Origin of the sequence: Streptomyces sp. NBC_00443, assembly GCF_036014175.1 — a bacterium.
Classification (GTDB): Bacteria; Actinomycetota; Actinomycetes; order Streptomycetales; family Streptomycetaceae; genus Streptomyces.
Genome location: NZ_CP107917.1, coordinates 7,750,256 through 7,768,890, shown reverse-complemented (window position 1 = coordinate 7,768,890; position 18,635 = coordinate 7,750,256). Strand labels below are relative to the sequence as shown.

At 70.9% G+C, this 18,635-nt stretch carries 14 protein-coding genes and 2 pseudogenes; 2 read left to right on the top strand and 14 right to left on the bottom strand.

Annotated elements, in window-relative coordinates:
- Positions 1-352: 352 nt before the first annotated feature.
- The 4 genes from OHO27_RS35375 to rpe all read right to left on the bottom strand — a co-directional run bounded on the left by OHO27_RS35375 (position 353) and on the right by rpe (position 4,134).
- On the bottom strand, positions 353-1,795 hold the full coding sequence (locus OHO27_RS35375; protein WP_328429016.1) for a GuaB1 family IMP dehydrogenase-related protein: 1,443 nt from the start codon (positions 1,793-1,795) through the stop codon (positions 353-355).
- Positions 1,796-1,926: 131 nt separating this feature from the next.
- Complete coding sequence (locus OHO27_RS35370) at positions 1,927-2,241, bottom strand: barstar family protein (RefSeq protein WP_328429015.1); 315 nt, start codon at positions 2,239-2,241, stop codon at positions 1,927-1,929.
- An 84-nt stretch (positions 2,242-2,325) separates the two neighbouring features.
- On the bottom strand, positions 2,326-3,369 hold the full coding sequence (locus OHO27_RS35365; RefSeq protein ID WP_328429014.1) for a sugar-binding transcriptional regulator: 1,044 nt from the start codon (positions 3,367-3,369) through the stop codon (positions 2,326-2,328).
- A 78-nt stretch (positions 3,370-3,447) separates the two neighbouring features.
- Positions 3,448-4,134, bottom strand: a complete 687-nt coding sequence (gene rpe / locus OHO27_RS35360) for a ribulose-phosphate 3-epimerase (protein ID WP_328429013.1) — start codon at positions 4,132-4,134, stop codon at positions 3,448-3,450.
- A 134-nt stretch (positions 4,135-4,268) separates the two neighbouring features.
- Between rpe and OHO27_RS35355 the strand changes: the two genes are divergently transcribed.
- Positions 4,269-6,449: an MMPL family transporter gene (locus OHO27_RS35355; protein WP_328429012.1), complete on the top strand. Its 2,181-nt coding sequence runs from the start codon at positions 4,269-4,271 to the stop codon at positions 6,447-6,449.
- A gap of 173 nt (positions 6,450-6,622) precedes the next feature.
- Here OHO27_RS35355 and OHO27_RS35350 read toward each other — a convergent pair whose 3' ends face one another.
- Both OHO27_RS35350 and fmt read right to left on the bottom strand, forming a co-directional pair.
- Positions 6,623-8,041, bottom strand: coding sequence for an RsmB/NOP family class I SAM-dependent RNA methyltransferase (locus tag OHO27_RS35350; RefSeq protein WP_328429011.1), 1,419 nt, complete (start codon positions 8,039-8,041; stop codon positions 6,623-6,625).
- A 76-nt stretch (positions 8,042-8,117) separates the two neighbouring features.
- Complete coding sequence (fmt, locus tag OHO27_RS35345) at positions 8,118-9,050, bottom strand: methionyl-tRNA formyltransferase (RefSeq protein ID WP_328429010.1); 933 nt, start codon at positions 9,048-9,050, stop codon at positions 8,118-8,120.
- A gap of 320 nt (positions 9,051-9,370) precedes the next feature.
- Between fmt and OHO27_RS35340 the strand changes: the two are divergent.
- Positions 9,371-9,909: pseudogene (locus OHO27_RS35340) on the top strand (hypothetical protein).
- Positions 9,910-10,019: 110 nt separating this feature from the next.
- On the opposite strand, the gene OHO27_RS35335 reads toward OHO27_RS35340, so the two are convergent.
- The 8 genes and pseudogenes from OHO27_RS35335 to OHO27_RS35300 all read right to left on the bottom strand — a co-directional run bounded on the left by OHO27_RS35335 (position 10,020) and on the right by OHO27_RS35300 (position 18,611).
- Positions 10,020-12,173, bottom strand: coding sequence for a primosomal protein N' (locus tag OHO27_RS35335; RefSeq protein WP_328429009.1), 2,154 nt, complete (start codon positions 12,171-12,173; stop codon positions 10,020-10,022).
- Between the two features lie 126 nt (positions 12,174-12,299).
- A complete protein-coding gene (metK, locus tag OHO27_RS35330; protein WP_328429008.1) occupies positions 12,300-13,508 on the bottom strand; it encodes a methionine adenosyltransferase in 1,209 nt (402 codons plus the stop codon).
- 231 nt (positions 13,509-13,739) lie between these two features.
- On the bottom strand, positions 13,740-14,951 hold the full coding sequence (gene coaBC, locus OHO27_RS35325) for a bifunctional phosphopantothenoylcysteine decarboxylase/phosphopantothenate--cysteine ligase CoaBC (RefSeq protein WP_328430646.1): 1,212 nt from the start codon (positions 14,949-14,951) through the stop codon (positions 13,740-13,742).
- Positions 14,952-15,058: 107 nt separating this feature from the next.
- Positions 15,059-15,331 (bottom strand): DNA-directed RNA polymerase subunit omega, encoded by a 273-nt coding sequence (gene rpoZ / locus OHO27_RS35320; protein ID WP_003988945.1) that lies wholly within the window; start codon positions 15,329-15,331, stop codon positions 15,059-15,061.
- A gap of 64 nt (positions 15,332-15,395) precedes the next feature.
- Positions 15,396-15,952: pseudogene (gene gmk / locus OHO27_RS35315) on the bottom strand (guanylate kinase).
- Positions 15,953-16,010: 58 nt separating this feature from the next.
- Complete coding sequence (locus OHO27_RS35310; protein WP_003977346.1) at positions 16,011-16,334, bottom strand: integration host factor; 324 nt, start codon at positions 16,332-16,334, stop codon at positions 16,011-16,013.
- A 319-nt stretch (positions 16,335-16,653) separates the two neighbouring features.
- Positions 16,654-17,499 (bottom strand): orotidine-5'-phosphate decarboxylase, encoded by an 846-nt coding sequence (pyrF, locus tag OHO27_RS35305; protein ID WP_328429007.1) that lies wholly within the window; start codon positions 17,497-17,499, stop codon positions 16,654-16,656.
- Positions 17,496-18,611, bottom strand: coding sequence for a quinone-dependent dihydroorotate dehydrogenase (locus OHO27_RS35300; RefSeq protein ID WP_328429006.1), 1,116 nt, complete (start codon positions 18,609-18,611; stop codon positions 17,496-17,498). Before OHO27_RS35300 ends, pyrF begins: the two co-directional genes overlap by 4 nt.
- Between the last annotated feature and the right edge of the window lie 24 nt (positions 18,612-18,635).

The following is an 18,635-nucleotide window of genomic DNA, read 5'->3' as shown; positions in this document are numbered from 1 at the left end:
CAACCTTGCGCATACCCGCAAGATCATTGCGTGTCTGGGGGCTGGGTGGGTGTTCGTTGCAGCGGGGCTTCAGACCGTTGCGCGGAGGTCCTCCCGGAGGGCTTCGGAAGGCCTTGACCAGGAACGCGCAGGGGTCTGCCTGCTCATGCCGCTCATCGCGCGCAGCGGACGTCCCCAGGGGCGCGGGGCTGTATCGATATGCGGCTCCGCCGCGTGGGCGCGACAAGCCACCGACTACCCGAAGCCGCCCGATACAGCAGGCCGCGCCATCGGGCGAAAGGGCGGCACGCGAAACGGCCCCCGTCTCCCGGCGGGCGGGACAACGGGGGCCGTGCGCAAAGGCGTTGAGACGTCAGCTCCAGCTGGCGTGCAGCGGCTTGCCCTCCGCGTAACCGGCCGCGCTCTGGATGCCGACGACGGCCTTCGCGGCGAACTCCTCCAGGGAGCCGGCGCCGGCGTAGGTGCAGGAGGACCGCACGCCCGCGATGATCGAGTCGATCAGGTCCTCCACGCCCGGCCGGTCCGGGTCGAGGAACATGCGCGAGGTGGAGATACCCTCCTCGAACAGCGCCTTGCGGGCCCGGTCGTACGACGACTCGTCGGACGTACGGTTGGCCACGGCCCGCGCGGAGGCCATGCCGAACGACTCCTTGTAGAGGCGGCCGTTCGCGTCCTGCTGGAGGTCGCCCGGCGACTCGAAAGTCCCCGCGAACCAGGACCCGACCATCACGTTGGACGCACCGGCGGCCAGCGCCATGGCGACATCGCGCGGGTGCCGGACGCCACCGTCGGCCCAGACGTGCTTGCCGTACTTCTTCGCCTCGGCGGCGCACTCCAGGACCGCGGAGAACTGCGGCCGGCCGACGCCGGTCATCATGCGGGTCGTGCACATGGCCCCGGGGCCGACACCGACCTTGATGATGTCCGCGCCTGCCTCGATCAGGTCCCGCACACCCTCGGCGGCCACGATGTTGCCGGCCACGATCGGCACCTGCGGGTCGAGCGCCCGCACGGTCCGGATCGCGGCGATCATCGACTCCTGGTGGCCGTGCGCCGTGTCGATGACGAGCGTGTCGACGCCCGCGTCGAGCAGCTGCTTGGCCTTGCCCGCCACGTCGCCGTTGATGCCGACGGCAGCCGCTATACGCAGCTTGCCGTTGGCGTCGACGGCCGGCGAGTACAGGGTGGCGCGCAAGGCGCCCTTGCGCGTGAGGATGCCCGCGAGACGGCCGTCCTTGTCGACGGCGGGGGCGTAACGCCGGTTGTGGTGGTCGAGGGTGTTGAAGGCCTCGCGCGGGTCGAGGTCCGCGTCCAGGAGCAGCAGGTCCCGGGACATGACCACTTCGAGCTGCGTGAAGCGGTCCACGCCGGACAGGTCGGAGTCGGTGACCACGCCGATCGGCTTGAAGCCGTCGTCGACGACCACACCGGCGTTGTGCGCGCGCTTGGGCAGCAGGGCCAGCGCGTCGGCGACGGTCTGGTGCGGGGCCAGCACGATCGGGGTGTCGAGGACGTGGTGCCGGCTCTTCACCCAGGAGACGACCTCGGTGACGACCTCGATCGGGATGTCCTGCGGGATGACCACCAGGCCGCCGCGCCGTGCCATCGTCTCGGCCATCCGGCGGCCGGCGATGGCGGTCATGTTGGCGACGACCAGCGGGATGGTGGTGCCCGTGCCGTCCGGGGAGCTGAGGTCCACGCCCTGCCGCGAGCCCACAGCGCTGCGGCTCGGGACCATGAAGACGTCGTCGTACGTCAGGTCGTACGCGGGCTGGATGTCATTGAGGAAACGCACGTGCTGCACATCCCAGTCGATCAGAGGTGGCCCCCGGACAGGTCAGCCAGGGGGAAGAGCACGTACTTCATTGTCCCATGCTGACCGGAATGCGATGCACGGTCACATCATCCAAGCAGGTCAGAGGCTCCCTAGGAGGATCCTCCAAGAGCGAGCACCACCGTGAGCGCCTCCGTCCGGTCCACGGCCTCGGAGAACACGTCCTGGGCGGTCTCCCACTCGTCGGGCCGCGCCTTCGCGTACGCCCGCCAGTTCCGTACGACGACCAGCAGCCCCTGCTCCACTGCGCCCGCCGGCCAGACGGTGTGGTCGGACAGGGAGTCGGCGAGCGCGTCCCAGTTGCGGCCGAACCAGTCGGGCAGGGCCAGGGCACGGGCGATGCGGTCCATCAGGCCGGCCTTGTCCGTGATCCCGTCGAGGTCCAGCGGGACCACGAGCTCCGTCATCTCAGTACCGCCAAGGTCGTAGTGATCGGATGAAGCAGATGAACGAAGGGGGCGACCGTTGGGCCACCCCCTTCTGACATGCCGTCAGTGCCCGTCCGGATCCGTCCTGTTGAGCGTCGACTTCGGGGTCGGACCGGCCGTCATCAGATAGTCCGCCGCCGACGTGTCCGTCACCAGGCTGGTGACGAGGCCGGACCGAAGCACCGCGTCGATCGCGGGCCCCTTGCGCTGCCCGCCGGCGATCGCGACGACCTCCGGGATACGGCGGAGCTGGTCGGCCTTGACCGTGATGCACCGCTCCCCCAGGTCCCGTCCGACCCGGCGTCCCTCGGCGTCGAAGAGGTGCGCGGACATCTCGGCGGCGACGCCGAGCGAGGCGTAATGAGCCCGCTCCTCGTCGCTGAGCATGTCGTGCACCGTCGAGATGCCCGGCTCCCAGGAGCCGATGGAGACGCAGGCGACCGTGACCTTGTCGAAGTACTCGAAGGCCCGGGCGATTCCGGTCTGGTGCCGCAGCGCCGCCGCGGTGGCCGCGTCCGGCAGCAGCATCGGCGCGTAGATGGGGTGGGCGTCGCCGCCGGACACCTGGGCGGCGCGGCGCACCGCCTCGACCGAACCGCGCTCGGCGGTCCCTGCGTCGTACACGCCCGTCAACTGCACCACCGTGCACGGCGGCAGCCGGTCCAGGGCCGCGGCCATGTGGATGGTGGACCGGCCCCAGGCCAGGCCCAGCACATCCCCTTCGTTCACCAGCTCGCCGAGCAGTTCGGCGGCCACCTCTCCCAGGTTCTCGGGGTCGGGTGACTCCTCGGCCTCGGCCGGGGACTCGACCACGACGGCATGCCGGAGGCCGTACCGGGCGCGCAGTGCGTCCGAGCGATCGGCGTCCAGCTCGGCCGGTACGCGGATCTCGATGCGCACCAGATCCCGTTCGAGAGCGGTCTCCAGGACCCGGGCCACCTTGAAGCGGCTGACGCCGAACTCCTCGGCGATCTGGATCTTGGATTTGCCCTCAAGGTAGAAGCGGCGGGCCATGGCCGCCGCCTGCACCAGCTCAGCGGGTCCCATCCGCATGGCTGACCGGCCCGCCGACATACCCGACACGGCGATCTCCTCACTGCTGTTCACACTCTGGATTCGCCGTTCATCCTTGCAGATCCGGCGCTCTTGATCCGCCCTGATGGGCGCCGTTCACGTTCCCTTGGCTCAGTGGTCGCATGCCCAGGCCGCCGACTTCGTCACCGCCTCCGCCTGCGCGCGCAGCGCACGGACCGCCGCGGCCGGGTCATCGGCCCCGTACACCGCCGAACCGGCGACGAAGACGTCCGCGCCCGCCTCCGCACACCGCTCGATCGTCGAGGCCGAGACACCGCCGTCGACCTGGAGCCACAGGTCGAGGCCGTGCTTGCTGATCAACTCGCGGGTGCGGCGAATCTTCGGAAGCATGATGTCGAGAAACGCCTGACCACCGAAACCCGGCTCGACCGTCATGATCAGCAGCATGTCGAGTTCGGGGAGCAGATCCTCGTACGGCTCGATGGGCGTCGCGGGCTTGAGCGCCATGGAGGCACGGGCGCCCTTGGCCCGGATCTCCCGAGCAAGCCGTACCGGGGCCGCGGCGGCCTCGATATGGAAGGTGACGGAGGAGGCACCCGCTTCGATGTACTGGGGCGCCCACCGATCGGGGGCCTCGATCATCAGATGGCAGTCCAGCGGAGTGTCCGTCGCACGGGCCAGGGACTCTACGACCGGCACGCCGAGCGTGAGGTTCGGGACGAAATGGTTGTCCATGACGTCGACGTGGAGGAAGTCGGCTCCCTCGACCGCCTTCGCCTCGTCCGCGAGGCGGGCGAAGTCGGCGGACAGGATGCTGGGGTTGATCTGCGGGGCCATGACCCAAGACTGCCATGCCGGAGCACGAATGTTCGCGCCAGTACAGACCTAAGACGTTCATCGGATGTTGTGTCCGGTTCGCGCGTGCCATGCTGGGCGGCCGACCGGCTCCACGGAGAGCTGCGGGGGTGGCCATGACTCAGACCCAGGAGAAGGGGCAGTCCCCTTCGGGACAGCGGGGCGTCGCCCATCTGGTCTGTGGACGACGCGCCAAGTGGGTGGTGCTCGTCCTGTGGCTGGCGGTGCTGCTCCTGGCAGCACCGTTCGCGCAGAAGCTCACCGACGCGCAGGACAACGACGCGGCCTCCTGGCTGCCTGGGTCCGCCGAATCCACCCAAGTCCTGGAGATCTCCGAGGACTTCAGGCCGGAGCAGATCCCTGCGGTCGTCGTCTACGCCCGCGACGGCGGCCTGACGGCACAGGACCGTGCGGCGATCACCGAGGACGTGGCGCAGCTCAAGCAGCTCACCGACCACGGCATCCGCGGCGCCGAGACCCGGGGCCCGGTCTTCGACCGCGAACTGGACCCGCGCGCGGCCCAGGTGCAGGTCCCGATCACGATGGACGAGCAGGGCTGGGAGCGCATCGCACCCGCGGTGGACTCCATCAAGGACGTCGTCGGCGAGGGCGGCGGCGGGCTGACCGTGCACATCACGGGCCCGGGCGGCACTTCCGCGGACTTCTCCGAGGCCTTCGAGGGCATCGACTCCACACTGCTGTTCTCGGCGATGGTGGTCGTCATCGTCATGCTCCTGCTCACCTACCGCAGTCCCACCCTGCTCCTGGTCCCCCTCGCCGCCGTGATCGTCGCCCTGTTCACCGCGCAGGCCCTGATCTATCTCCTGGCGGAACACGCGGGCCTGACCGTCAACGGTCAGAGCGCGGGCATCCTCACGGTCCTGGTGTTCGGCGCGGGCACGGACTACGCGCTCCTGCTCGTCGCCCGCTACAGAGAGGAACTGCGCCGTCACGAGGACCGCCACGAGGCGATGGCCCTTGCCCTGCACCGCGCCGGCCCGGCGGTGATCGCCTCCGGTGCGACCGTCGTGCTGAGCATGCTGGTGCTGCTGGCGGCGGAGATGAACTCCACGAGAGGCCTCGGCCCGGTGGCCGCGATCGGCGTGGCGGTGGCCCTGCTCGCGATGATGTCCCTGTTCCCCGCCCTGCTGGTCATCTTCGGCCGCTGGATCTTCTGGCCGGTGATCCCGCACCTGGGCACCGAGAACCCGGACAAGCGGGGCATCTGGGCCCGCATGGGCCGCCGTATCTCCCATCGCCCGCGCATGGTCTGGGCCGTCACGGCGATCGCCCTCGCGGTCTGCTCCCTCGGCCTGATCCAGCTGCGCGCCGAGGGGCTGAGCAACGCCGACGCGTTCACCGACAAGCCGGACTCGATCACCGGCCAGGAGGTCTCCGCGCGCTACTTCCCGGCCGGCAGCGGCGACCCGCTGGTCATCGTCAGCAACCAGGCCCAGGCCGTGGAGGTCGGCCGCGCGGTGGCGGAGACACAGGGCGTCGTCCCCACCTCACTGGGCCTGCCACCAGGCACAAAACCGTCGTTCGAAGACAAGGTCCTCTTCGAGGCGACGATGACCGCTCCCGCCGACAGCGACGCCGCGAAACAGACCGTCGAGCGGGTCCGCGACGCCGTCCACGCGGTGCCGGACGCCGACGCCCAGGTGGGCGGCGGTACAGCAGCCCTCCTGGACATGGACAAGGCGACGACGCACGACAACATCCTGATCATCCCGCTGGTCCTGCTGGTCGTGCTCCTGATCCTCTGCGCCCTGCTGCGCGCCCTGATCGCCCCGCTCCTGCTGGTGGGCACGGTGATCCTGTCCTTCGCGGCAGCCCTCGGCATCAGCGCGCTCGCCTTCCGCCACATCTTCGACTACGCCGGGGAGTCGACCGACTTCCCGCTGTTCGTCTTCGTCTTCCTGGTGGCGCTCGGCATCGACTACAACATCTTCCTCACCACCCGCATCCGCGAGGAGGCAGCCCACCAGGGCACCCGCCCCGGCGTGATCACCGCCCTCGCCGCCACAGGCGCCGTCATCACCTCGGCCGGCCTGGTCCTCGCCGGCACGTTCGCAGCCCTCGGCACCCTCCCCATGGTCGCCTTCGCCGAAATCGGCTTCGCCGTGGCCCTGGGCGTCCTCCTGGACACCTTCATCGTCCGCTCGGTCCTGGTGACGTCCCTGTTCCTGGACGTGGGCCCCAAGGTGTGGTGGCCACACCGACTGGCCCGAGAGGACGGGGGAGCTGCGGCGGCGGCACGGGAGCCGGAGGAGGGCGTGGCGGGGAGGGGCGGCTGAGGGGGGCATACAGCGGCGCCTTGCAACGCCGGTCCTGGCATTTCAGCCCGTCCGGCGTTTGAGGACGAGGCCGTTCAGGCCGAAGCGGCGGTCCAGGGGCGGCAGCCCCTGGCCGGGGTCGAAGGGGCGGAGTCCCTTCAAGGACGGGAAGGGTAGGGGCGGCGGGGGCGAAATCACCCCACCCGCCGAATCACCGCCAAATACATCGCATCGGTCCCATGCACATGAGGCCACAACTGCACATCAGGCCCCTCCCCCAGCTCCGGCACCCCCGGCAGCAAGGACCGCGCATCAACCAGCTCACCCGCGCCCCCCTGCTTCAGCACGTCGTCCACGACAGCCCGAGTCTCGGCAAGATGCGGCGAACACGTGGCGTACCCGACGACACCCCCCACCCGCACAGCGTCCAACGCCGCCCGCAACAACTCCCGCTGCAGCGGCGCAAACCCCTCCAGGTCCTCCACCCGCCGCCGCCACCGAGCCTCCGGCCGCCGCCGCAACGCCCCCAGCCCCGTACAGGGCACATCCACCAGCACCCGGTCGAAGCTCCCCGCCCTCCAGGCCGGCCGCGTCCCATCGGCGGCGATGACCTGATACGGCCCCGGATTGCCGGCAAGCGCCCTGGCCACAAGCCCGGCCCGATGCGGCTGCTTCTCGGAGGCAAGCAACATGGCCCCCCGCTCGGCGGCCAACGCCCCGAGCAGCGCCGCCTTGCCCCCAGGCCCGGCACACCCGTCGAGCCACTTCTCGTCGGGCCCGTCCAGCGGCGCGTTGGCCAGGGCAAGCGCGACCAGCTGAGACCCCTCGTCCTGGACCCCCGCCCGGCCGTCCCGCACGGCCTCGATGGCCCCCGGCTCCCCACCCTCGGCCAGCCGCACGGCATAGGGCGACCAACGCCCCGGCACCGCGGCCTCCTCACCAAGGAGTTCCTCGGTCGTGGCCCGCCCCGGCCGCGCGACGAGCGTCACCTCGGGCCGCTCGTTGTCGGCCTCCAGCAACCGCTCGATCCCGGCGCGCCCGCCACCGAGCGAGTCCCACAGCGCCGAGACGACCCACCGCGGATGCGAGTGGACGACGGCGAGGTGCTCCTCGGGATCGTCGTCGTACGGCGGCGCGACCCGCTGGATCCACCCGTCGATGTCGTCCTGCGCGACCTTGCGCAGCACGGCGTTCACGAACTTCGCCCGCCCGTCGCCGAGGACGACCCGAGCGAGCTCGACGGACGCCGACACCGCGGCATGCGTGGGAATCCGCGTCCCCAGCAGCTGGTGCACGCCCAGGCTGAGCACATCGAGCACCGGCGGGTCGACCTCACGCAGCGGCCGGTCCACACACGCGGAGATCACGGCGTCGTACGTCCCCTGCCACCGCAGCGTCCCGTACACCAGCTCGGTCGCGAGCGCGGCGTCCCGCCCGTCGAAGTCGCCCTGCTCCCGCGCCTTGCGCAGCAGCGGCGGCAGCACGAGGTTGGCGTACGCGTCCCGCTCGTCCACGGCGCGCAGTGCCTCGAAGGCGAGGAAGCGGACGGGGTCTTTCTTGGGCCGTCGGTAGGGCTTGCCGGGTTTGCGGGGCCGACGGGAGGTGTCGCTCACGAAAAAGGTGCTCCGGATTGCTGGATGAGATGTACCGACCAGCCTACGTCGCACCCTCGGCCCGGCGTAGGCCCGGTCACTCCCCGACGCTCTCCCCGTCCCCGATCCGCACGCCCCGCGCCCAGTCCGCGGCCCGCATCGGCTTCTTGCCCTGAGCCTGCACCCACAGCAGCTCGACGGCGTACGACCCGGTCCCGACGTACACGTTGTTCTTGCCGACGGAGAGCGCACCGGGCGCGAGGTCGTCCCGCCCGGGCACCGGCTGCACCTGGATGAGCTTGAGCCGCTCGCCGCGGAAGGTGGTCCAGGCGCCCGGTGCGGGGGTGCACCCGCGCACGACGCGGTCGACGCGCAGGGCGGGGGCGGCCCAGTCGATGTGGGCGTCCTCGACGTTGACCTTGGGGGCGAGGGTGACCCCTTCGGACGGCTGCGGTACGGCCTTCAGCGTGCCGTCCTCGATCCCGTCCATGGTCGCCGCGAGCAGCCCGGAGCCCGCGAAGGCCAGCCGGGTCAGCAGGTCGCCGCTGGTGTCGGTGGTCCGGATCTCCTCGGTGACGGTGCCGTAGACGGGCCCGGAGTCGAGCCCCTCCTCGATCAGGAACGTGGAGGCCCCGGTGATCTCGTCGCCGGCCATGATGGAGTGCTGCACGGGCGCGGCCCCACGCCAGGCGGGCAGCAGCGAGAAGTGCAGGTTGACCCAGCCGTGGGCCGGGATGTCGAGGGCGACGCGCGGCAGCAGGGCGCCGTAGGCGACGACGGGACAGCAGTCGGGCGCGATCTCCCTGAGCCGCTCCAGGAAGTCGGGGTCGCGCGGCCTGGCGGGCTTGAGCACCTCGATGCCCGCCTCCTCGGCCCGCTCGGCCACCGGGCTCGCCACCATCCTGCGCCCCCGCCCGGCCTGCGCGTCGGGCCGCGTCACGACGGCGGCCACCTCGTGCCGCCCGGAGGCGATCAGAGCGTCCAGAGCGGGAACGGCGACCTCGGGGGTACCGGCGAAGACAAGCTTCATGGGTGGGCACGGGCCTCTCGGACGGGGTTGGTTGGGGCAGCACACAATTCTATGTGCGGGTGTGAGGAGGGCTCACGTCGGCGGCGCCACGAAGGAATTCGCCACGGGCCGGGGGAGGAGGGACGGCAGACACCCGAGGCCGAAGGCCCGGACATCGAGGCGCGTACCCCCACCCAGGGGCGTAGGCATATGCCCATACGCCCCCACTGCGTGACCCGCGGAGCGCTCCCGCGTTGGTCAAGAAAGAGTTGACCACAACGGGCCGCACCCGCCGTATCCGCGGCCCCTTCCTTTTCAACGCCGGTTCGAGAGGCTTGTTCATGGCCGACCACGCAACCCACGACGCCCAGGCTCGGGCCAGCCTGCACTTGCTGGTGCGGGACATCGAGCGGGTCCGCCGGCAGGTGGACGCACTGCGCACGCTCACCGCCCAACTGGGCAACGTCTACCGCCCGCGCCGCTCCGGCCCGTCCACGGGCTTCGTCGTCTACGGACGCGCCCCGCCCCGACGGTCCGTCTCGCCCAGGAGCTGCGGGACAGCGTCGAAACCCTGGTCACGGCAGCCGTGGACTTCGACCGCTCACTCGGCTTCTCGTGGGACGCGGTGGGTTCCGCCCTCGGCGTCACCAAGCAGGCGGTCCACCGTCGCTACGGCGCGCGCCGCGCCGCCACCCAGGCGGCGGCCGAGGCCGAGCGGACGACCGAGCCGGCCGGCCGGACGGTCAACGTCACCACCGCTCTCCCTCCGGTGCCGACGGTCCCCGCGGCCCGTTCCATGCCGACGCAGCCGACGGCAGGCAGCCCCGGCCTGCGCGACGAGGCCAGGCCCACGGTGTTCCCCGGCCCTCGCAACGGCTGACGCCGCGACTGCCCCCACCTCACTCTGCCCTCCCGATGCGCACCCGGGAGGGCAGAGGCATACCTGCCCAGGCCCTGCGCGGCACCGCAAGGCACCAGGCAGCACCGAGGTCATCCAATGTCAGGCGGATCGATTCGAATCCGCACCGCGATCTCCGCAGCCCCGCGCGCCATCCGCGCCGCCTGCGCGGCCTTCAGCGCGGACGCCAGCGCCGCCCCGCTTCCCGGCGGAACCCGGATCAGCGCCCGGTCCCAGTGCTCCCCTGGCGGCGGACCCCCTACCCGCCGCGGGCGTCCCACCGCCGTGACGGGCACCGGCACGGGCCCCAACACCTCGGCATCCGGGGGCAGTTCGGTGGTACGGAGAAACTCTGCCACCGCCTCTCCCGGCCCGGCCACGGAGGCCATCCGGGACACCGGCGGAAACCCCAGCTCGGCTCGCTCGCCGAGTTCCCGCACCGCATGCCCGACAGGGTCCCACCGCACCAGCGCCTGCACGGGCCGCAGCGTGGGCTCGGCGACCACGACCACGGTCCCCCCGGCGCCCTGCGGCCGTACCAGTGAAGCGGCGGCAATCCACCGCCGCAGTGCGTCCTCCCCCGCCCGCAGGTCGGGCCGCCCGAGCATGGCCCAGCCGTCCAGCAGCAGCGCCGCCGCATACCCGCCCTCGGCGACGGGCTCGGCCCCCGGCGTGCTCACGACCAGCGAGGGTGTGCCCGGCACGGTGTCCAGTACATGCTCGCGCCCGGAGGTCCGCACCGGCACAGCGGGAAAGGCCCGCCCCAGCTCCTCGGCGGTCCGCCGCGCCCCCACCACCTGAGCCCGCAGCCGGAACGCCCCGCACTCCGGACAGTGCCAGGCCCCTTCGTCCCGCCCGCACCACCCACACCGCAGCTCGGCCCCGGAGCCCTGCGCCTCCAACGGCCCGGAGCAGTGCCGGCACCGAGCGGGAGCCCGGCAGTTCGCACAGGCCATCCGCGGCACGTACCCGCGCCGCGGCACCTGCACGAGGACCGGCCCCTGCCGCAGCCCCTCCCGCACCACCTGCCAGGCGAGCGTGGGCAGCCGAGCGGCCCGCGCGGCCTCGTCCCGCGCGAGATCCCCGTCCCCCACGGTCCGTACGAGGGGAGCCGCGCCGCGCACCTGCTCCCGGGTGGCGACCAACGGCCGGGCCCAGCCGCTCTCCACGAGCTGGGCGGCCTCGACGGTGCAGCTCCAACTCCCCAGCAGAAAGCCGCACTTGTCCTGCGCGGCCCGGAGCAGCAGCACTTCACGCGCATGGGGCTGCGGGGCGTGCTGCTCGCTGTGGCTGTCGTCGCCGTCGTCCCAGAGGGCGACCAGCCCGAGGTCCTGCACGGGCGCGAACATGGCGGCCCGCGTCCCCACGACCGCCCGGACGCTCCCGCGGCGTACGGCCAGCCACTCCCGGTACCGCTTCTCGGGCCCGGCATCGGCGGTCAGCACCGCATGCCGGCCCTCGCCCATCAGCGAGGTCAGGGCGGCGTCGACCCGGGCAACAGCTCTCCCGTCCGGTACTACGACGAGCGCCCCGCGCCCGGAGGCAAGCGTCGCCGCGACGGCCCGGGCCAGCTCCTCGCTCCACTCGGGGCCGGGCAGAGCGTTCCACACGGCACGCGGCGCACCCCCGGAGGCCAGGGAGTCCAAGAAGGCGGCCCCTCGCTCGTACCGCCCCCAGGACCCCGCCTCAGGCCTGCCGGGCGCCGGGAGCGGCTCCGGTGAGGGCCGCTGCTCGGCACGCGCGCTGCGCGGCGGCACGGCCAGCTGCAGCACATCGGCGAGCCCTCCGGCATAGCGGTCGGCCACGGCCCGCGCGAGCCCGAGCAGTTCCTCGCTCAGCACCCGCTCAGGCGAGACGACCTGCGCAAGTGCCGCCAGCGGCCCGGCGTAGTCGGACTCGGCAAGCCGCTCGACGAGGAAGCCGTCGATGAGCCCCCCGCCCTCACGCCGCCCGTCACGCACCCGGTGCCGCCCGGCTCCGAACCGCACCCGCACCCGCACCCCGGGCTGCGCCTCGGCGTCCAACTCCTCCGGTACGGCGTAGTCGAAGTACCGATCGAGATGCAGCACACCCTTGTCGACCAGCACCCGCGCCACGGGCAGCTCCTTGGCCAGCGCGGCTCCCCGCCAGGTCCGCGGCTTGGCCCGCGGGACCTTCGCCTTGCGCACACTGTCCCGAATCAGCGCGAGCTGCTCGGGCGACGCCCCTTGAGCCCCGCCGTCACCGGTCTCGTTCTCGCTGCTCACGCCTGCATTCCTACCAAACGCCACTGACAACCGCCGGAACCCGAGTTCCCCCACGGGCGCGGGTACACCGAGGCCCGGCGCCCCACCAGGGACGCCGGGCCTCGGACAAACCCGTGGAGCCGGGCCTTACAGACCCACTGCCTTACGCAGCGCGTCCACCCGGTCCGTCCGCTCCCAGGTGAACTCCGGCAGCTCGCGGCCGAAGTGGCCGTAGGCGGCGGTCTGGGCGTAGATCGGGCGGAGCAGGTCCAGGTCGCGGATGATCGCAGCCGGACGCAGGTCGAAGACCACGTCGATGGCCTTCTCGATCTTCTCGGTCTCGACCTTGGCCGTGCCGAAGGTCTCGACGAAGAGACCGACCGGCTCGGCCTTGCCGATCGCGTACGCCACCTGCACCTCGCAGCGCGAGGCGAGGCCGGCCGCGACCACGTTCTTGGCGACCCAGCGCATCGCGTACGCCGCCGAGCGGTCGACCTTGGACGGGTCCTTGCCGGAGAACGCGCCGCCGCCGTGGCGGGCCATGCCGCCGTACGTGTCGATGATGATCTTCCGGCCGGTCAGACCCGCGTCACCCATCGGGCCGCCGATCTCGAAGCGGCCGGTGGGGTTGACCAGGAGGCGGTAGTTCTCGGTGTCGATCTTGATGCCGTCGTCGAGCAGGGCCTTGAGCTCCGGCTCGACCACGAACTCCCGGATGTCGGGGGCGAGGAGCGAGTCCAGGTCGATGTCGCTCGCATGCTGCGAGGAGACGACCACGGTGTCCAGGCGGACCGCCTTGTCGCCGTCGTACTCGATGGTGACCTGCGTCTTGCCGTCCGGGCGCAGGTAGGGGATCGTGCCGTTCTTGCGGACCTCGGAGAGGCGCTTGGACAGACGGTGCGCCAGGAAGATGGGCAGCGGCATCAGCGTGGGCGTCTCGTCCGTCGCGTAGCCGAACATCAGGCCCTGGTCGCCGGCGCCCTGGCGGTCCAGCTCGTCCTCGTCGCCCTCGACCCGGGACTCGTACGCCGTGTCGACGCCCTGCGCGATGTCCGGCGACTGCGAGCCGATCGAGACCGAGATGCCGCAGGAGGCGCCGTCGAAGCCCTTCTTCGAGGAGTCGTAGCCGATCTCGAGGACCTTGTTGCGGACCAGCGTCGCGATGTCCGCGTACGTCTTGGTCGTGACCTCTCCGGCCACGTGCACCAGGCCGGTCGTGATCAGGGTTTCGACAGCGACCCGGGACGACGGGTCCTCGCGCAGAAGCGCGTCAAGAATGGTGTCGCTGATCTGGTCAGCGATCTTGTCGGGGTGGCCCTCGGTGACAGACTCCGAGGTGAACAGGCGACGGGACACAACGCTCCCTGGGGTTGCAGCGGCTGCTGGCTGATCATTGTTGGACGGGACGGGGGCTGCGCCCGGCGTCGTCCGAGGACAGTTTATCTGTCGCGTCCGGTCACGGACCCCCTGTCTCGCCTCTCGGGAGGGCTGTGACCTGCGGCACGGGCATTCTGCCCAATGTCATGTGCCCTTGGCCAGGGGCGCCACACCCGAATCGGGCGCTGCTGGGGCGAAGTCCGCAGCGCATCAACCATGTGTGCCCAACCGGCGCGCCACCAGGTCCCACACGGTTTCGGCCAGGGCTTCCTTGGGTCCGTACGGCACGGGCGTCTCGCTGCCGTCGGCGCCCAGAACGACCGCCTCGTTCTCCTCGGAGCCGAAGGTCTTGCGCTCGCCCACCTCGTTCACCACGAGAAGGTCGCACCCCTTGCGCTCCAGCTTTTTTCGGCCGTTTGCCAGCACGTCGTCCGTCTCGGCGGCGAACCCGACGATCACCTGGCCGGGACGGGCCCGGTCGGTCGAGATCTCCGCGAGGATGTCCGGATTGCGCACCAGGACGATGGGGTCCGGCTCGTGGTCGTCCTTCTTCTTGATCTTTCCGGTGGCGTACGACGCCGGGCGGAAGTCCGCGACCGCGGCCGCCATCACGACCGCGTCGGCGTCCGCGGACGCCTTGAGGACCGCTTCCCGCAGCTGTACGGCCGTGCCGACCTGGACGATGTCCACGCCCGCCGGGTCGGCCAGCCCGGTGTTGGCGGCGATCAGCGTCACCCGGGCACCACGGGCGGCGGCGGTGCGGGCGAGAGCGTAGCCCTGCTTGCCGGAGGAGCGGTTGCCGAGGAACCGGACCGGGTCGAGGGGCTCGCGGGTACCGCCGGCGCTGACGACGACGTGCCGTCCGGCGAGGTCGGGCTCGGTGACGCCACGGGCGAGCACCCGGCGGCAGACCTCGAAGATCTCCGCGGGCTCGGGCAGCCGGCCCTTGCCGGTGTCGACCCCCGTGAGGCGGCCGACGGCGGGCTCGATGACGATCGCGCCGCGCCGGCGAAGCGTCGCCACGTTCTCCTGGGTGGCCGCGTGCTCCCACATCTCGGTGTGCATGGCGGGGGCGAACACCACCGGGCAGCGGGCGGTGAGCAGGGTGTTGGTCAGCAGGTCGTCGGCGAGGCCGTGCGCGGCCTTTGCCAGCGTGTCGGCCGTGGCCGGGGCGACGACCACCAGGTCGGCCTGCTGGCCGATGCGGACGTGCGGGACCTCGTGGACGTCGTCCCAGACCTCGGTCGAGACGGGCTTGCCGGACAGGGCGGACCAGGTGGCGGCGCCGACGAAGTGCAGCGCCGAGGCGGTGGGCACGACCCGGACGTCATGTCCGGACTCGGTGAGTCTGCGCAGCAGCTCGCAGGCCTTGTACGCGGCGATGCCGCCGCTGACCCCCAGAACGACCTTCGGCTTGTCCACCGTCTCTCCCCGGACCTCGGAAACGTACGACATCCATGACACACCACAGGCCCGGCAGACGCGCTGCCGGGCCTGTGGAAAAGCCTTCTGCAAGCTGCAGATATTACTTACTGCGCCGGGCCCTCGACGGCCTCGGACGTCAGCAGACCCGCGTTGATCTCGCGCAGGGCGATCGACAGCGGCTTCTCGTGGACGTGGGTGTCCACGAGCGGACCGACGTACTCGAGGAGGCCCTCGCCGAGCTGCGAGTAGTACGCGTTGATCTGGCGGGCCCGCTTGGCCGCGTAGATCACGAGGCTGTACTTCGAGTCGGTTGCCTCGAGGAGCTCGTCGATCGGCGGGTTGATGATGCCCTCGGGCGCGGAGATGGAAGAGGACACGCTCTACCTTCCGATGGATGGGAAAGAATCAGTCGATGTGATCACTCAGTACGAGCACTCACGATCACACAACGTCCATCAAGGCTAGCAGCTCACGCGCCACGTCCTCGACGGAGGTGTTGACCAAGGTCACATCGAACTCGGGCTCGGCCGCCAGCTCGACCTTCGCCGCGTCCAGGCGGCGTGCGATCACCTCGGGCGGCTCGGTGCCACGTCCGGTGAGTCTGCGTACGAGCTCCTCCCAGGAGGGGGAGCCAGGAACACCAGCTGGGCGTCGGCCATGGACTCACTGACCTGCCGGGCGCCCTGGAGGTCGATCTCCAGGAGAACGGGCTCACCCGCCTCCAGCCGCTCCAGCACGGCCGCACGCGGCGTGCCGTAGCGGTTGCCGGCGAATTCGGCCCACTCCAGCAGCTCCCCGTTGGCGATCAGCTTGTCCATCTCTTCGTCGGTGACGAAGAAGTAGTGGACTCCGTGCTGCTCGCCGGGGCGGGGCTTGCGGGTCGTCGCCGACACCGAGAGCCAGACCTCGGGGTGTTCCTTGCGCATATGAGCGACGACCGTGCTCTTGCCGACCCCGGAGGGGCCGGAGAGCACGGTCAGCCGCGGACGTTCACTCATGCAGCGATTATTCCAGCAATCCCGGAGTGCCCGGGACTCCCGGTCCCAAGTACGCGGATCAGGAGCCCGTGCTGCCGAACTCACGCTCCAGGGAAGCGATCTGGTTCGAGCCGAGGCCACGCACGCGGCGGCTCTCGGAGATGCCGAGTCGCTCCATGATCTGCTTGGCGCGGACCTTGCCCACGCCGGGCAGGGACTCGAGCAGGGCGGAGACCTTCATCTTTCCGATGACGTCGTTCTCCTGGCCCTGCTTGATGACCTCGTGAAGGGAGGCGCCGGAGTGCTTGAGTCGATTCTTGACCTCGGCCCGCTCCCGGCGAGCCGCGGCGGCCTTTTCGAGCGCGGCTGCGCGCTGTTCAGGGGTAAGGGGCGGAAGAGCCACGCCTACGTCACCTCGGATGTTGAACTGTCGGATACGGACCGGTGAGGAACCTAGTCGCCCCACACCTGGGGAGGCACGAGCAACACGCTGCCCGTTCTCCCCCACTGCTTCAGGAGCGTGGGAGGTGCTCCTACTCGTCGGAGACTAGCGGCCAAGTCCGCCAGAGTCAGCGAGAACAGCGGAAAAGTCCTGGTCAGCCTCCGTCAGGCCGGACATTTAGGACATAATGCCCCGGATTTGAGGATGTATTCAGACTCAAGCCGGCCCGGGCCACTCATCGGAGGACTCGCGCGAGCCGTTCGAACATCCCTGACGGCGGTCAGGCACCCGACACAGCGACCGTGACCTCTTCGGCGAAGCGTGACGCGGCGTCACGCAGCGCGACGACGTCGGGCCCGTGCCGCAGCACTCCCCGGCTGACGTTCGGGACGACGTTGCGCGCCGCGGCCCCGAAGACCCGGGGGAGATCCGCCGGGGTGGCGCCCTGCGCACCGATGCCGGGCGCGAGGAGGGGACCGTTGATGTCGAGGTCGTACGACGAGAGGTCACCGAGCGTGGCGCCGACGACCGCCCCGAAGGAACCCATGGGCTCCTCCCCCGTGTTCTCGGCAGCCAGGTGCGCCAGCATCGTCGCGCCGACATTGCGGCCGTCCGCGCGGACCGCGTGCTGGACCTCGCCGCCCTCCGGGTTCGACGTCAGGGCGAGCACGAACAGGCCGGTGCCGCTCTCCCGGGCCAGCGCCACGGCCGGCGACAGCGAGCCGTAGCCGAGGTACGGCGAGACGGTCAGCGCGTCCGAGAACAGCGGGGAGTCCTTGCGGAGGAAGGACTCGGCGTACGCGGCCATGGTCGAGCCGATGTCGCCTCGCTTGGCGTCCATCAGCACCAGCGCCCCGGCGTCCCGCGCCTCCTCGACCGACTTCTCCAGGACGGCGACGCCACGCGACCCGAACCGCTCGAAGAACGCGCTCTGCGGCTTGAGCACGGCGACCCGGTCGGCCATCGCCTCGACGACCGTGCGGCTGAACCGCTCCAGGCCCGCCACGTCGTCGTCCAGGCCCCACTCGGCGAGCAGCGAGGCGTGCGGGTCGATGCCGACGCACAGGGGGCCACGCTCGTCCATGGCCCGGCGCAGGCGTGCGCCAAAAGGTTCCAGAGCACTCATGCGGTCTTCCTTGCCTTCCTGACGTCGGCGCCGACCGCGTCGGCGAGGGTGTCGTACGGGCTGGTGCGAAGGCGTGCGGCGAGGCCCTTGTGGATGGCGCGGCTCCAGAAGGGCCCCTCGTAGATGAAGGCGCTGTATCCCTGGACCAGCGTGGCGCCCGCCAGGATCCGCTGCCAGGCGTCCTCGGCGTTCTCGATGCCCCCGACGCCCACGAGGGTGATCCGGTCGCCCACGCGCGCGTACAGGCGTCGCAGCACCTCCAGGGAGCGTGCCTTCAGGGGTGCTCCCGAGAGACCGCCGGTCTCCTTGACCAGCGGGGGTTCGGATTTCAAACCGAGCCCCTCGCGCGCGATGGTGGTGTTCGTGGCGATGATCCCGTCCAGGCCGAGCTCGACGGCCAGGTCTGCGACCGCGTCGACGTCCTCGTCGGCGAGGTCCGGTGCGATCTTCACCAGCAGCGGCACCCGGCGGGTGGTCACCGTGCGGTCGGCGGCCTCGCGGACGGCGGTCAGAAGGGGCCGCAGCGCCTCGGTGGCCTGCAGGTTGCGCAGGCCGGGCGTGTTGGGCGAGGAGACATTGACGACCAGATAGTCGGCGTACGGCGCCAGCCGCTCGGTCGACTTCACGTAGTCCCCGACGGCCTCCGTCTCCGGGACTACCTTGGTCTTGCCGATGTTGACGCCCACGACGGTCCTGAAGACGGGCGTACGGGTGGCCAGGCGGGCCGCGACGGCCAGCGAGCCCTCGTTGTTGAAGCCCATGCGGTTGATCAGCGCCCGGTCCTTCACGAGGCGGAACAGCCGCTTCTTGGGGTTGCCCGGCTGCGCCTCCCCGGTGACCGTGCCGATCTCGACGTGGTCGAAGCCCAGCATCGACATCCCGTCGACGGCGACCGCGTTCTTGTCGAAGCCGGCGGCGAGCCCGAAGGGGCCGTGCATCCGCAGCCCGAAGGCCTCCGTGCGCAGTTCCTTGTGGCGGGGCGCGAGGGCGGCGGCGACGAACGTGCGCAGGACGGGGATGCGGACGGCGAGGCGGATCCAGCGGAAGGCCAGGTAGTGGGCCTTCTCGGGGTCCATTCGTTTGAAGACGAGATTGAAGAAGATCTTGTACATGGTGTCCTCATGAAAGGGGGACAC

Coding starts and splice junctions, on each gene's coding strand:
- OHO27_RS35370 (WP_328429015.1), bottom strand. CDS start 2,241: ATGACGGAGCTCGTGGTCCCGCTGGACCTCGACGGGATCACGGACAAG.
- rpe (WP_328429013.1), bottom strand. CDS start 4,134: ATGGCCCCGCAGATCAACCCCAGCATCCTGTCCGCCGACTTCGCCCGC.
- OHO27_RS35355 (WP_328429012.1), top strand. CDS start 4,269: ATGACTCAGACCCAGGAGAAGGGGCAGTCCCCTTCGGGACAGCGGGGC.
- fmt (WP_328429010.1), bottom strand. CDS start 9,050: ATGAAGCTTGTCTTCGCCGGTACCCCCGAGGTCGCCGTTCCCGCTCTG.
- pyrF (WP_328429007.1), bottom strand. CDS start 17,499: ATGAGTGCTCTGGAACCTTTTGGCGCACGCCTGCGCCGGGCCATGGAC.
- OHO27_RS35300 (WP_328429006.1), bottom strand. CDS start 18,611: ATGTACAAGATCTTCTTCAATCTCGTCTTCAAACGAATGGACCCCGAG.